This window comes from Desulfoplanes sp. (assembly GCF_054921335.1).
Genome location: NZ_JBUDSQ010000011.1, coordinates 25,350 through 38,104 on the forward strand (window position 1 = coordinate 25,350; position 12,755 = coordinate 38,104).

A 12,755-nucleotide genomic window follows, 5' to 3' on the forward strand; every position below is an offset into this window, starting at 1 on the left:
CGTGAACGTCTGCCATAAAAAACAAGAAAATTTTACAACCGAATGAACGTAAAACCTAAAACGTAAAACTGCGGCTTGGCCGCAGTTTTACGTTTGAAAAATCACCTTTTTTACCCCCTCCTGGATGGCTATACCCGCTCCGGGAGGGGTTTTTTCGTCCGGTGTCAGAATGATTGATTCTATACCCTGGTGTGCTAGAATCTGACAAATCCCATCGACCCCGCCACGGATTGACGCAGGTCAAGGAAGGTGTCTTGGAATGGGGTAGGTTGGGTTCCAACAGACGGACACAACCGTGGACCTATAACCAGGAGGAAGAACCATGTTTTGTTTTCAGTGCCAGGAGACCGCTAAAAACCAGGGATGTACCGTCCGCGGTATGTGCGGCAAGGTCGAGGAAACCGCGAACCTGCAGGATCTGCTTATTTTCGTGACCAAGGGCATTGCCGTCTACGGTGAAAAAGCCTGTGAACTGGGTATGGACGTGGGGCCGGAGGCGCATTTCATCGGGCAGGCCCTGTTTTCCACCATCACCAATGCAAATTGGGATGATGACCGGTTCATCGCCATGGTCCGTCAGGGTTTGGAGCTCCGGGACGACCTCAAAGCCCGCATCCTGGCCGCTCATCCCGATGCGCTTGGCGGGGAGCTTCCCGATGCCGCCACCTGGACTGCGGACCGCCCCGGGGAATTCGCGGAAAAGGCCAAGAGCGTGGGCGTACTGTCCACGGCCAACGAAGATGTACGGTCCTTGCGCGAACTCCTGGTCATCGGTCTCAAGGGGATTGCCGCCTACGGGGATCATGCCGCCGTGCTCGGGTACACCAACGAGGAGGTTTTCAACTTTTATATGGAAGCCCTGGCCTCGACCACCAAGGACTTGTCCGTGGACGAGATGGTCGCCATGGTCATGAAGGCCGGTGACGTCGCGGTGGAGGGAATGGCCCTGCTGGATAAAGCCAATACGTCCACCTACGGCAATCCCGAGATCTCCGAGGTGAACATCGGGGTACGGGACAACCCGGGTATCCTTATCAGCGGTCATGATCTAAAGGACATGGAAGAGCTCCTCAAACAGACCGAGGGCACGGGGGTGGATGTGTACACCCACGGCGAGATGCTCCCGGCCAATTATTATCCCGCATTCAAGAAATATGACCATTTCGTGGGCAACTACGGCGGGTCCTGGTGGCATCAGAATGAGGAATTCGAGTCCTTTAACGGACCCATCCTCATGACCACCAATTGTCTGATTCCGTTCAAGAAAAAGAATACCTATAATGACCGCATCTACACCACCGGCATGACCGGGTATCCCGGGATTCCCCATGTTGCGGATAGGGCCGAAGACGGGGAGAAGGATTTCTCCGCAATCATCGAACAGGCCACAACATGTCCCGCTCCCATCGAGATCGAGACCGGGAAGATCGTGGGCGGCTTTGCCCATCACCAGGTTCTGGCCCTGGCCGACAAGGTGGTGGAGGCTGTCAAGTCCGGTGCCATCAAGCGGTTCGTGGTCATGGCCGGGTGTGACGGACGTCAGAAGAGCAGAAGCTATTATACGGATGTTGCCGGGGCTCTTCCCGGGGACACGGTCATTCTCACTGCCGGTTGCGCCAAGTACCGGTACAACAAGCTGGATCTGGGCGATATCGGCGGCATCCCCCGTGTTCTGGATGCCGGACAGTGCAATGATTCCTATTCCCTGGCCGTCATCGCCCTGAAGCTCAAGGACGTTTTCGGTCTGGACGATATCAACGATCTGCCCATCTCCTACGACATTGCCTGGTACGAGCAGAAGGCCGTGGCCGTGCTTTTGGCCCTGCTGGCCCTGGGCGTCAAGGGCATCCGGCTCGGCCCGACCCTGCCCGCCTTCCTCTCCCCCAACGTGGCCAAGGTGCTGGTGGAGAATTTCGATATCAAGCCCATTGGTGATGTGGAAGGGGACGTGGCAGCCATGATGGCCGGGAAATAGCAACGAGCGATTCCCAATGAAATGGTACAACAACGGCCTGGGTAATCAAGCCGACACAGGTCCCCGGTCAGGAGAGAGAAGCGTAAAAAAGTGACAACTTTTTTTCAGGACTCGACAACAGAAGAAAATCTTGCTCTCGGACAGAGTATCTACGGGGCAGGGAACGGGACCCGTGTTTGAGGAATAATCCCACACAGGAAAAAGGCCGCTGTCCGGATCCGGACAGCGGCCTTTTTTTAGGATGGTATTTGTTTACGTGCCTACAGGGTAATGGTCGTCCCCAGCACGTCCAGAAACTTGGCCAACCATTTAGGGTGCGCGGGCCAGGCAGGGGCCGTGACCAGGTTGCCGTCCACCACCGCGTCGTCGATGGCGCAGTCCACCAGGGTGGATCCGGCGCAGGTGACGTCAGGGCCTACAGCCGGGTAGGCTGTGCTTTTGGTGCCCGAAAGAATCCCGGCAGCGGCCAGAAGCTGAGGACCGTGACAGATGGCGGCAATGGGTTTCTTGGTCTCGCCGAAATGTTTGACCATGGCGATGACGTCCTGATCCAGGCGCAGATATTCCGGTGCCCGGCCCCCGGGGATGACCAGAGCGTCGTAGTCCTCCACCCGAATGGCGTCGAAATCCGCGTTCAGCGTAAAATTATGTCCGGGCTTTTCCGAATAGGTCTGGTCCCCCTCAAAATCATGAATGGCGGTGCGCACCGCGTCGCCACTCTTCTTGTCCGGACAGACCGCATGCACCTCATGACCGACCATCAAAAGGGCTTGGAAAGGAACCATGACTTCGTAATCTTCCACAAAATCGCCAACCAACATGAGAATCTTGCTCATTGTCCAGCCTCCGCTTGTAAGGTGAAAGGTCCTTGGTTCGTCAGGGATGCGAGTTCCCCGAAGTTTTTGTGGCTATACCAATATTGACGGACAAAATCCAGGTGGGGTCCACCCCGATCTGCGGGGATGAGCAGCCTTTACGTTGGAGTCATTATCCCAGATAGGGATTGAAGTACCCGAATTTGATCCAGGGGCAATTTTTTCTGATCCGTTTCATGAAATTCTTGAGACCCATGACCGGACTGTTTGCCGAATCGGGGAGGCGGGAGAGGTAGATTTCCGGGTCCAGGCTCAGGTTGCGCATCTGGATGAAATCGGCCTTTGTCTCCTGGAGAAAGCCTATCAGGGCGTCGAGTTCGGCTTCGGTGTCGTTGATGCCCGGGAAGAAAAGGTAGTTCAGTGAGACATGGAGACCGTTGGCCTTGGCCTGGCAGATGGTCGCCTTGACGTCGGAAAAGGTGAAGGATGCCGGGCGGTAGTAAGCATTGTACATCTCTTCCCGGGCGCTGTTCATGCTCGCGCGGATGGAGGAGAGTCCGGCCTTTGCCAGGGGGGCCATTGTTTCCGGGAGACTGGCATTGGTGTTTATGTTCACCGTGCCCTTGCCGCCTCCTGCTCTGAATGTTGCAATGGATTTTTCCAGGAGCACGGCCTCGGTCAGGGGTTCGCCCTCGCAGCCCTGCCCGAATGAGTACACGGCCCGTTTTTCCCGGGCGTTGTGGTGGAGCATGACCTGGCAGACTTCTTCCGCGGTCGGTCGGAAGGAGATACGGTTCTGGGAGGAGGGGAATCCAGAGTCTTCGGGCTGCAGGGAGATGCATCCCACGCACCGGGCGTTGCAGGTTCTGGATGTAGGCAGCGGGGCTTCGGAACGGCCCAGGGCGAAGTTCTTGGCGGCAGGGCACCCGTAGGTGAGGGCGCATTTGGCCAGGTGGGTGACCAGCCGGTTGTCCGGGAAGGTTTTCATCAGCTTGTTGGCTCCGGCCTCGATACGTTCGCACGGGATATTGCAGAAGACCTGCCTTTTGTCCGTATCTACCTGTTTGGCCGTGACCCAGAATTTGCCTCCGGCATAGCCGATGGCACCGTAGGCGAACAGGGGCAGGGGGGGGACGTTCTCGCCGGCCTGCTGATAGGCCGTGGTGGCGGAAAGTGTGTAGGATGGGCAGACAAAACCGGCTACGGCTGTCCCTTCTCCGATAACTTCCATCTGCCCGATTTCCGGATCGAAACCCAATGCGTCGCGTCCGGGAAGAAGGTAGAGGTCACTTTCTGCCGGCAGGGGAATGAGCTCGTCTGGCCTGGGCAGGGTGAGCTGGTTCCCGCGACGGCAAACCATGAGCAGTTCGGGGTGGTCGTATATCTGGCCGTTCTTGTCGGCAAACAGGGCACGGGGGGAGATGTGTTTTTTGGCCATGGTGGTAGGGGGTAAACAATGGGGCTCGTCCGGTGAAGGCGTACGGCATGGATCGCAATCGTTCCCCGGTGGTCCCTCCTTGAACCTGGGAGGGGAGGATGAACTTTTCGTGGTCGGATTATATTCGCGTGTAGCGATTTTTCGTCTGCAATGGATTATGGTCGTTAAAAAACCGTGGATTGCAGGTGGATCCGTCCGGGGCGGATGAGCACAAAAAAAGGCAGGGCATGTGTGCCCTGCCTTTTTGGTACATACGTAACGACAGCCGTGACGGATTAACGCTTGGAATACTGGAAGCGTGCACGGGCACCGCGCAGACCGTATTTCTTTCTTTCCTTCTTCCTGGGATCACGGGTCAGGAAGCCGGCCTTTTTCAGGGCGGAACGCAACTCGGGATCATAGTCGAGCAGGGCGCGGCTGATGCCGTGACGGACGGCCTGGGCCTGGCCAGTGAGGCCGCCGCCTGCAACGCGGATTTTGATGTCGAATTTGTCCACGGTCTTGGTCAGCTTGAGGGGCTGACGGATGATCAACTGCAGGGTGGCCCTGGGGAAATAGTCGTCGATGGAACGGCCGTTGACGATGATCTGGCCGCTGCCGGTGTACAATCTGGTCCGGGAGACGGAGCTTTTCCGACGTCCTGTGCCATAAAAGAAATCTTGACTCATTGTGTTCTCCGAAGTGCAGGATTTTTAGATATCAAGGGAAGCGGGATTCTGGGCCGCATGGGGATGCTCGGGGCCGGCATAGACCTTGAGTTTTTTGAAGATGGCCCGTCCCAGCGCGTTCTTGGGGAGCATGCCCTTGACCGCGTGCTCGATGACCCGTTCCGGCTTGGAGCGGAGCTGGGTGCGCAGATCGGTTTCCTTGAGACCTCCGGGATACCCGGAGTGACGGTAGTATTTTTTTTGGGTGAGCTTGTTGCCGGTCACCTTGATCTTATCGGCGTTGACCACGATCACGAAATCGCCATTGTCCATGTGTGGGGCGAATTCGGGTTTGTGTTTCCCCCGCAGGTACACGGCCACTTCCGTTGCCAGACGGCCGAGGACCTTGTCCGTGGCGTCGACAACATACCAATTATGCTGCAATTCACTTGCTTTGGGACTATATGTTTTCATTGCATGAGCTCCTGTGACAGACTGAAAAGAGACCAGCTAGGCAATTTTGGGGCACATGTCAAGCATGAACCTCGCCGTAACCGGATGTCCAGCAGGTCGTTGGCCAGCCTCGTGGCTGGAGTGTATGGTTGTAAAAGGCCCGTATTTCTAGGACGGGGATCCCAAAAACGGCCTGGTTGTTCTCAAGAGAGAACCGACCGGGAGAACAAAATCTCCCGGGTACTCAGGGGGAATCGTGGGAAAGATCCATTGTAGAAGCAGGAGTGCTGATAATGGTTTTGTCTGCAAAACTCAAGGAAGAAAAATCTTTTTCTTGTTCTTGCGATTTTTTTATACCTTTCGTATGGTTATATTGTATTGTTCGTTTGCGCGCCAATCCGGGGTGGCATGGTTGCCTGGCCTGGATCCCGGCTTTCTCGTGGACCAGGCGGTGCGATCGGGAGTGGCGCAGCGGAAGACTGCCTATCTTTAACTACGGGAACGACGGGGCGAACCACATGCCGGGTATACGGAAGAGTTTGTTGCAGCTGGTTTTTTCTGGAACCTCCATGAAGCGCTGGAATGACAAGATGCGTCCTATGGAACTCATGGAGGTGGACAAGCAGGCCCATAAGATGATCATGGCCTGGATTCTGTTTATGCTCAATAGCTCGGAGGAGGACAGGGCCGGAAGGGGCGATCTTGGAGACCGTATCATCAGGGGGGGGATTTATGATTATCTCTACCGGTTGGTCATTACGGATATCAAACCACCTGTTTTCTATCAAATCAAGGCCAATCCCGCCCATTACCAGCAGCTGACACGCTGGGTTCTCGAGCAGCTCAAGCCCCGGGTGCAGTCGTTGGGTGATACGTTCTGGAATGAAATGACCCGGTACTATGAGCATGCCGACCCGCATGGGGATCCCGCACGCAGGATACTGGAGGCCGCACATCTCCTGGCCAGCCAGTGGGAATTCCACCTCATCCGCGATCTCAATCCCAAGGACGAGGAGATGGAGGAGATCGAGGAAAATTTTGTCCAGGGTATAGCTGGATTCCAGGACCTGCACGGGGTCCGGGAATTGACCCAGGGTAACAGGTCCCCCCTTGGCCGGTTTGCCCAGCTCTGCGGGCAGCTGCGGTTCCAGCAGCGCTGGTCCCAGACTCCCCGTATTCCGGAGACCGCGGTGCTCGGGCACATGTTCATCGTGGCCTGTTATGGGTACTTTTTTACACTCATGGTCGGGGGGTGTCGGGCGCGCCGGGTAAACAATTTTTTCGCCGGTCTCTTCCACGATATACCGGAACTCTTGACCCGTGATATCATATCCCCGGTAAAGTCTTCGGTGAAGCGCATCGGTGATCTTATCAAGGAGTACGAGTTCAAGGAACTGGACAGCAAGATTTTTTCGACACTGGAGCAGGGCGGATACTTCGAGCTTTCCCGGCGTCTCAAATATTTTTTGGGGGTCGAGGTGGGGTCGGAATTCGCCTCGACCATCTATAAGGGGGCTGAAACCCGGGAGGTCGAGTGGGAACAGCTCCAGCAGGAGTTCAACAAGAATGAATTCGATCCAAAAGACGGATTCATGCTCAAGATCTGTGACGATCTTGCCGCGTTCATCGAGGCGTATACCGCCACGAGAAATGGCATCACCAACGACCAACTCCAACAGGCCCTGTGGAAGATCCGCAAGAAATACCAGCAGGTTTCGTTGACCGAGACCATGCACATCGGTGGACTCTTGGCAGATTTCGATTGAGCATTGGGGCCATAACCACGTCTAATGGACGGGTCTCCGGGGCTTGTCCATAGAACACCATGCATAGGGGGAAATATGCTGCTTCGCAAACGAGCCTGGGACGTCATGCGGGAGGATTATCCCGCCGTAATTGAGGGAGCCAGTCTGACCAGCGTTATCAAGGCCCTTGAGAAGAGCCGCAAGGAATATCCGGACAATAACTTTGTCCTGGTACTCTCCAAGGACCGCAAGCGGTTCAAGGGGGTTTTGTCCATGTGGAACATCATTCAGGCCATTGGCCCCTGTCTGCTCAAGAATGTGGGCAAGGGCGAGAGGGATGTGAACTGGGACAATGCCTTTAAGCACGCCTGTGTGACCTGCGCCCAGGTGGAGATTGGGGAGTTCATGCAGGTGGATGTTCCCAGGATCAATCCCAACGAGCCCCTGGCCAGGGTCCTGGAAATATTCCTGGATTACCGCCGCGGAAGGGCTATTGTCGAAGACGGGGAGAGGATTCTCGGAGTGGTGCTTCTGGGGGATCTTTACCGGGAAATCAGCAAGGATGCCACGGCTTGGGAGGAGGAATAGGGAAAGAATCGTCAAAAGAACGGTCACCGGGGTGACAGTTTCTTGGGGGAATAGAGAGAGGCGCGGCAACGATTTGATAGTGCCGCGCCTTTTTTCGTGCATTGTTTTTGGGGGAGGGATGGTGTTTTTTCTGGGAACGCCGAGCCTCTGGTCGTCAGCAGTTTAAGGTGGCCCCCATGGGCTGGACAGCCGAAAAAGGGGGGGGCGGCGCAACGCCGGCCTGCCCGCATAAAAAAGGGGCGGACATACAGGTCCGCCCCTTGTAGAGATATACGGCAGCATATCTCGTATATCCTCTGTCCTTTTTTTCCTCAATCCGTTTGAACCTCCGGCCAGATCTCGTCGATATTTTCGACGGCCTTGACCTGTATCTTGCGCCGGAGCTCCAAGGGGATCTCCTTGAAGTCGTTTTCGTTCTGGGCTGGAATGATCACCTTTTTAAGGCCCGCACCCACAGCGGCGAGAACCTTTTCCTTGATCCCGCCAACCGGCATGACGCGGCCCCGTAAGGTTATTTCTCCGGTCATGGCCACATCGGTGCGGATGGGTTTGTCGGTCAGGGCCGAGATGAGGGCCGTGACCAGGGTGACCCCTGCCGAAGGGCCGTCTTTGGGGGTGGCCCCTGCCGGAACATGGATGTGGATATCTTTTTTTTCTGCAAAATCCTTGTCCAGGCCGAGCTCGTCGGCTTTGCTCCGGGCGTAACTCAGGGCGGCCTGGGCACTTTCCTTCATTACGTCGCCCAGTTTTCCGGTCAGGAGCAATTTGCCCTTGCCGGGGAGCAGGCTCACCTCGATGTAAAGGGTCTCCCCCCCATAGGGGGTCCAGGCCAATCCCTGGGCCACTCCGGGGGGCAATTCCTTGTCCCGGTCCTCATCCATGAATGTGGGGAGACCAAGAAATCTGGATACCCCCTTGGGGGTTATCCTGAACGGACCTTTTTTCCCTTCGGCGATCCTGCGGGCGATTTTGCGGCATAGTCCCCCTAGTTCCCGTTCCAGGTTCCGGAGTCCGGCTTCACGGGTGTATTCCTGGATGACTTTTCCTATGACGGCATCGCTCATGAGGATATCCTTTTCCTTGATCCCGTTTTCCTTGATCTGACGGGGGAGAAGATACCGCTTGGCGATCTTTATTTTTTCCTGCTGTGTGTACCCGGTAATCCGGATGACTTCCATCCGGTCGAGCAGTGCCGAGGGGATGGTGTCGAGCATGTTGGCCGTACAGATGAACATGGCCTTGGAGAGGTCATACGGGACATTCAGGTAGTGGTCAGTGAAGCTGTTATTCTGTTCGGGGTCGAGGACCTCTAGCAGGGCGGAGGACGGATCACCGCGGAAATCTTGTCCGACCTTGTCGATTTCGTCGAGCATGAAAACGGGGTTGCGTGTCTGTGCCTCCTTCATTCCCTGGACAATCCGGCCGGGCATGGCCCCGATATACGTCCGTCTATGACCACGGATTTCGGCCTCATCGCGCATGCCGCCCAGAGACATGCGGACAAATTTTCTGTTCAGTGCTCTGGCGATGGATCTTCCCAAAGAGGTTTTTCCAACACCGGGAGGACCTACAAAGCACAGGATCGGTCCCTTCATCTTGGGATTGAGTTTGCGTACACTCAGGTATTCCAGGATGCGTTCCTTGACCTTGTCCAGTCCGTAGTGGTCCTCGTCGAGGATCTTGTTTGCCTTGTTGATGTCCAGCTGATCCTTGGAAATTTTTTTCCACGGGATCTCCACGATCCAGTCCAAATAGGTCCGTATAACCGTGGCCTCTGAGGAGTCGGGGTGCATCCCTTCGAGCCGTGAGAGCTGCTTGTCGGTCTCGGCCTTGACCTTGGCCGGCAGTCCGGCCTTGTTCAGGGCTTTCCGGATGTCATCGAACTCTCCACCTTCCCCATTTTCGCCGATATCTCCGAGTTCCTTGCGGATGGCCTTGAGCTGTTCCCGCAGGAAGTACTCGCGTTGGGCCTTGTCCATGCCTTCTTTGGCCATGCTTTGGATCTTCGCCTGCATGGAGGCCACTTCGACCTCTTTGGCCAATTGTTCGTTGACCAGGACGAGACGTTCCACGGGATCTTCGCATTCGAGTATCTTTTGTGCGTCCAGGGGTTTGACGCGAAGATTGGACACAACGAGATCCGCCAACCGACCATGTTCGTTGACGCTGTTTAGTACGGACATGATTTCGCTGGTGTCGATCCCCCGCAGGGTGAGAATTTTTTCCGTTTGTTCCTTGACCGTGCGCAGCAATGCTTCCTGTTCGGGGCCGAGCTCGGAGATTTCCTGTTCCTCGATGATTTCCACGCGGGCTTCGTCATAGGGATCGTGACGGATAAATTCCGCGATTCTGGCCCTGGCGAGTCCCTGGACCAATACCTTGAGCCTACCATCGGGCATCTTGAGCATGCGCATGATCATGCCCACGGTGCCCGTAGTGAACAGATCATCGGTGGTTGGATCGTCGACGTTCTCGTCTTTTTGGGTGCAAATAAGGACGTAGCGGTTACGGTTCAGTGCCTCGTCGATGGCCTGGACACTCTTCTCTCTGCCCACGAACAGGGGAAGGATCATGTAATTGAAGACCACGATGTCCCTGACGGGAAGCACGGGCAATGAGGCCGGTATGTCAGATTCACCCGGGGTGTCCGTGTCGAGTATCTCGACATCCACGGGGGCTTTTTCCTCGGCCTCCTCCTCTTGGGGAGGGGGAGAAGGGATATCTTTTTTGTCGTCACTCATGTATCTCTCCTTGATCAAGATGATTGTAACCAATGTTCCGTAGCCCTGGTCGACGTCGGTCTGTGTTCGGGGGGAATGACCCGGCTTCGGGATAAAGGGAGGTGATCCAGTCCCATGCCGGGAAAGGTTCACCTCCCTTGTTCGGTCGTTTCGAGCGGGCCGTGCAGGTTGTCCTGGGCGGGCTATCCGCGGATTTGGAACGCGGTGTGTTCCTTGTCGTACTCGATGTACTTGGTATCGAGACTGTCGACCCGGCTGAGCTCCGAGCCCAGAATGAGCCGTTTTTTCATTTCTTCCAGTTTGTCGTCTGGTCCCTGGAGAAGGATTTCGACCTGGTTTTCCCCGATATTGCGGACCCACCCCGTCAACCCCAAGGCCTTGGCCTGGTCGTGGGTCCAGGAACGGAAATAGACACCTTGAACCTTACCGGTAACAACGCATTGTAAGCTTTTTGTCATGGATTTCCCCCTTAGGTTGTGGTGATCAAGGCATGAACATTTCTGTACACATAACCGAGTATGGGGCTTTGTTCAATGGCCGGATAAAATCTACATAAGACCGTGTTCCATGAAGCTGTAGTGGTTTTCCTCCGCGACCACCAGATGGTCGAGAACCCTGATCCCCATTTCCTTGGCCAGTGATTGTAGCTTGTTGGTCAGCTGGATGTCCTGGGATGACGGGGTGGGATCGCCGCCGGGATGGTTATGGACCAGGATGATCCCGGAAGACCGGTGTTCAAGGGCCAGGGTCATGATTTCCCTGGGGAATACCGGGGCCTGGTCGATGGTTCCCTTGCTTACCTTCTCAAAGGTTTGCAAGCGGTTTTTGTTGTCCACCAGGATGGTCCAGAACTCCTCGTGCTCACAGCGTCCCAGACGTGCAATGGCCATGTCGCTCACGTCCCCTGGGTTGGAGAAGACCGTCCTTTGGTTCAGCGGTGTTTGTGATATTCTGGCACGGCATTCTTCCAAAACCCGGAAAAAGAGTTCCGTGGACGGGCCGATGCCTTCAATGGCCCGGATTTCCGATTCCCTGGCCCGGAAAACACCACCCAAACTCTCAAACCGTTCAAGCAGAACCTTGGCCTGCGGTTTGGTATCTTTGCGGGGGATAGCATAGCCGAGCAGAAGCTCCAGGATCTCGTAGTCGTCCAGATTGGGGCCATGGTCGGCAAAGCGTTTTTTTAGGCGTTTACGGTGCTCGAGATAGTGGGGCTTTTTGGGATGGTTTTTCATATAAATACGAATTCTTTGCCGGGCAACCCCGGGTTGGGGAAAAAGATCATGAAAATACGCGCATGAGCTCCTGGACGATATGTTCCAAGGCCTGGTCCGGTGTCCTGCGCCCTGATTTGACCGATGTTTCCGCGTCCATGAGGAGATCGAATATGCGTGCCAGCCCGTTTAGGCCAAGACGGGAGGCCATCTTCTTTTTCATGGATTTGATGGAGGTGGGCAGACGGACCGCGTTGTCTTCTCCAGAGGCCAGTTGCCACATGGTCCTCGTTTCCCAGGTCAGGAGACCGAGAAAGGGAAAAAGCATGTCAGAGCCGGTGGTTCCCTGATCCACGAGAATTTTTTTCCAGGACGAAAGGGCCTGGCGTTTGTCCTGGATAGCGCGCAGAAAGGTGAACATGTCCATGTCCATGGGGTGCTCGAACAGGGTCAGATCGGAGTGGGTGACGGTCTGGCGCGGTCCCAGGTGCAGGGAGAGTTTTTCCAGTTCGTTACGCAGGGCAAATGTTTCCAGGGGCAAATTCCGGCAGAAGGCTTGGAGGACGCCCTGCTCGAAGGTGATTTGCCGGTTGTTGGCCCATTGGTTGATCTCTTTGGAAAGATTGTTCCGGGTCAGCCCCGGGTCCTGCCAGATCCATTTTTTTTGGGAAGCCACCTTCCAATACGGCCGGGCATGGATGGATTTGGCAATGGCCGGTTTGTTTTTGGTCCATGGCCCTTCAAGACAGAAAAAGGGCCAGATGGATCGTTTGAAACCCTTGAGATGGGAACTGAGATTTTTCCAAAAGTCGACCTTGAGACCATGGGCCCTCCGCAGGATCAGGGCTCTGGGCGGTCCCATAAGGTTGGGCACGGAAAGGGCTTGCCAGAAGGACGGGGGCAGATCCTCGTCGCCCCAGAATACCTTGGTTTCCCAATCCGTGCCTGTTTTTTCCAGGACGGTCCGGATATGCGTTCTGAGACGTTCGGGGTCAGGGCAGACACAGAAGGAAAACCCGGGGCGTTGGTCGCTGGAAGGGGAGGGAGAAGAAGGGTACATCACGACTCCCGGTGCTTGGAGGTTGGGAGAATGGGGAGATCCGGAAGAGGGACGGGCTTGGGAGCATGCATCCGGTCAA

Annotated in this window: 11 protein-coding genes; 3 read left to right on the forward strand and 8 right to left on the reverse strand. The window is 55.8% G+C overall.

The features are described 5' to 3' along the window. The first annotated feature begins 322 nt into the window (after positions 1 to 322). Positions 323 to 1,975, forward strand: coding sequence for a hydroxylamine reductase (hcp, locus tag ACY692_RS04030; protein ID WP_462324055.1), 1,653 nt, complete (start codon positions 323 to 325; stop codon positions 1,973 to 1,975). A 260-nt stretch (positions 1,976 to 2,235) separates the two neighbouring features. Here the strand turns inward: hcp and ACY692_RS04035 are convergent, their stop codons facing one another. From ACY692_RS04035 to rplM, 4 genes are all read right to left on the reverse strand, one after another. After that, on the reverse strand, positions 2,236 to 2,811 hold the full coding sequence (locus ACY692_RS04035) for a DJ-1/PfpI family protein (RefSeq protein WP_462324056.1): 576 nt from the start codon (positions 2,809 to 2,811) through the stop codon (positions 2,236 to 2,238). A 151-nt stretch (positions 2,812 to 2,962) separates the two neighbouring features. Further along, entirely contained in the window at positions 2,963 to 4,228 is a 1,266-nt protein-coding gene (locus tag ACY692_RS04040) for a radical SAM protein (protein WP_462324057.1), read from the reverse strand. 275 nt (positions 4,229 to 4,503) lie between these two features. Further along, entirely contained in the window at positions 4,504 to 4,896 is a 393-nt protein-coding gene (rpsI, locus tag ACY692_RS04045) for a 30S ribosomal protein S9 (protein ID WP_462324058.1), read from the reverse strand. 24 nt (positions 4,897 to 4,920) lie between these two features. Continuing rightward, complete coding sequence (gene rplM / locus ACY692_RS04050) at positions 4,921 to 5,349, reverse strand: 50S ribosomal protein L13 (protein ID WP_462324059.1); 429 nt, start codon at positions 5,347 to 5,349, stop codon at positions 4,921 to 4,923. 497 nt (positions 5,350 to 5,846) lie between these two features. Between rplM and ACY692_RS04055 the strand changes: the two genes are divergently transcribed. Both ACY692_RS04055 and ACY692_RS04060 read left to right on the forward strand, forming a co-directional pair. Then, complete coding sequence (locus ACY692_RS04055) at positions 5,847 to 7,094, forward strand: HD domain-containing protein (protein WP_462324060.1); 1,248 nt, start codon at positions 5,847 to 5,849, stop codon at positions 7,092 to 7,094. 75 nt (positions 7,095 to 7,169) lie between these two features. Continuing rightward, the gene (locus ACY692_RS04060) at positions 7,170 to 7,661 is read left to right on the forward strand and encodes a CBS domain-containing protein (protein ID WP_462324061.1); all 492 of its coding nucleotides are present in this window, start codon (positions 7,170 to 7,172) and stop codon (positions 7,659 to 7,661) included. Between the two features lie 311 nt (positions 7,662 to 7,972). Here ACY692_RS04060 and lon read toward each other — a convergent pair whose 3' ends face one another. The 4 genes from lon to ACY692_RS04080 all read right to left on the reverse strand — a co-directional run bounded on the left by lon (position 7,973) and on the right by ACY692_RS04080 (position 12,676). Further along, positions 7,973 to 10,402, reverse strand: a complete 2,430-nt coding sequence (gene lon, locus ACY692_RS04065) for an endopeptidase La (RefSeq protein WP_462324062.1) — start codon at positions 10,400 to 10,402, stop codon at positions 7,973 to 7,975. A 182-nt stretch (positions 10,403 to 10,584) separates the two neighbouring features. Continuing rightward, positions 10,585 to 10,860, reverse strand: coding sequence for an acylphosphatase (locus ACY692_RS04070; RefSeq protein ID WP_462324063.1), 276 nt, complete (start codon positions 10,858 to 10,860; stop codon positions 10,585 to 10,587). Positions 10,861 to 10,950: 90 nt separating this feature from the next. Continuing rightward, positions 10,951 to 11,637, reverse strand: a complete 687-nt coding sequence (radC, locus tag ACY692_RS04075) for a RadC family protein (protein ID WP_462324064.1) — start codon at positions 11,635 to 11,637, stop codon at positions 10,951 to 10,953. A 46-nt stretch (positions 11,638 to 11,683) separates the two neighbouring features. After that, positions 11,684 to 12,676, reverse strand: coding sequence for a DNA polymerase III subunit delta (locus ACY692_RS04080; protein ID WP_462324065.1), 993 nt, complete (start codon positions 12,674 to 12,676; stop codon positions 11,684 to 11,686). Between the last annotated feature and the right edge of the window lie 79 nt (positions 12,677 to 12,755).

Bases quoted from the DNA above. Each gene is read 5' to 3' on its own strand.
- rplM (WP_462324059.1), bottom strand. From the start codon at position 5,349: ATGAAAACATATAGTCCCAAAGCAAGTGAATTGCAGCATAATTGGTAT.
- rpsI (WP_462324058.1), bottom strand. From the start codon at position 4,896: ATGAGTCAAGATTTCTTTTATGGCACAGGACGTCGGAAAAGCTCCGTC.
- ACY692_RS04060 (WP_462324061.1), top strand. From the start codon at position 7,170: ATGCTGCTTCGCAAACGAGCCTGGGACGTCATGCGGGAGGATTATCCC.
- ACY692_RS04070 (WP_462324063.1), bottom strand. From the start codon at position 10,860: ATGACAAAAAGCTTACAATGCGTTGTTACCGGTAAGGTTCAAGGTGTC.
- radC (WP_462324064.1), bottom strand. From the start codon at position 11,637: ATGAAAAACCATCCCAAAAAGCCCCACTATCTCGAGCACCGTAAACGC.
- hcp (WP_462324055.1), top strand. From the start codon at position 323: ATGTTTTGTTTTCAGTGCCAGGAGACCGCTAAAAACCAGGGATGTACC.
- ACY692_RS04035 (WP_462324056.1), bottom strand. From the start codon at position 2,811: ATGAGCAAGATTCTCATGTTGGTTGGCGATTTTGTGGAAGATTACGAA.
- ACY692_RS04080 (WP_462324065.1), bottom strand. From the start codon at position 12,676: ATGTACCCTTCTTCTCCCTCCCCTTCCAGCGACCAACGCCCCGGGTTT.
- ACY692_RS04055 (WP_462324060.1), top strand. From the start codon at position 5,847: ATGCCGGGTATACGGAAGAGTTTGTTGCAGCTGGTTTTTTCTGGAACC.
- lon (WP_462324062.1), bottom strand. From the start codon at position 10,402: ATGAGTGACGACAAAAAAGATATCCCTTCTCCCCCTCCCCAAGAGGAG.
- ACY692_RS04040 (WP_462324057.1), bottom strand. From the start codon at position 4,228: ATGGCCAAAAAACACATCTCCCCCCGTGCCCTGTTTGCCGACAAGAAC.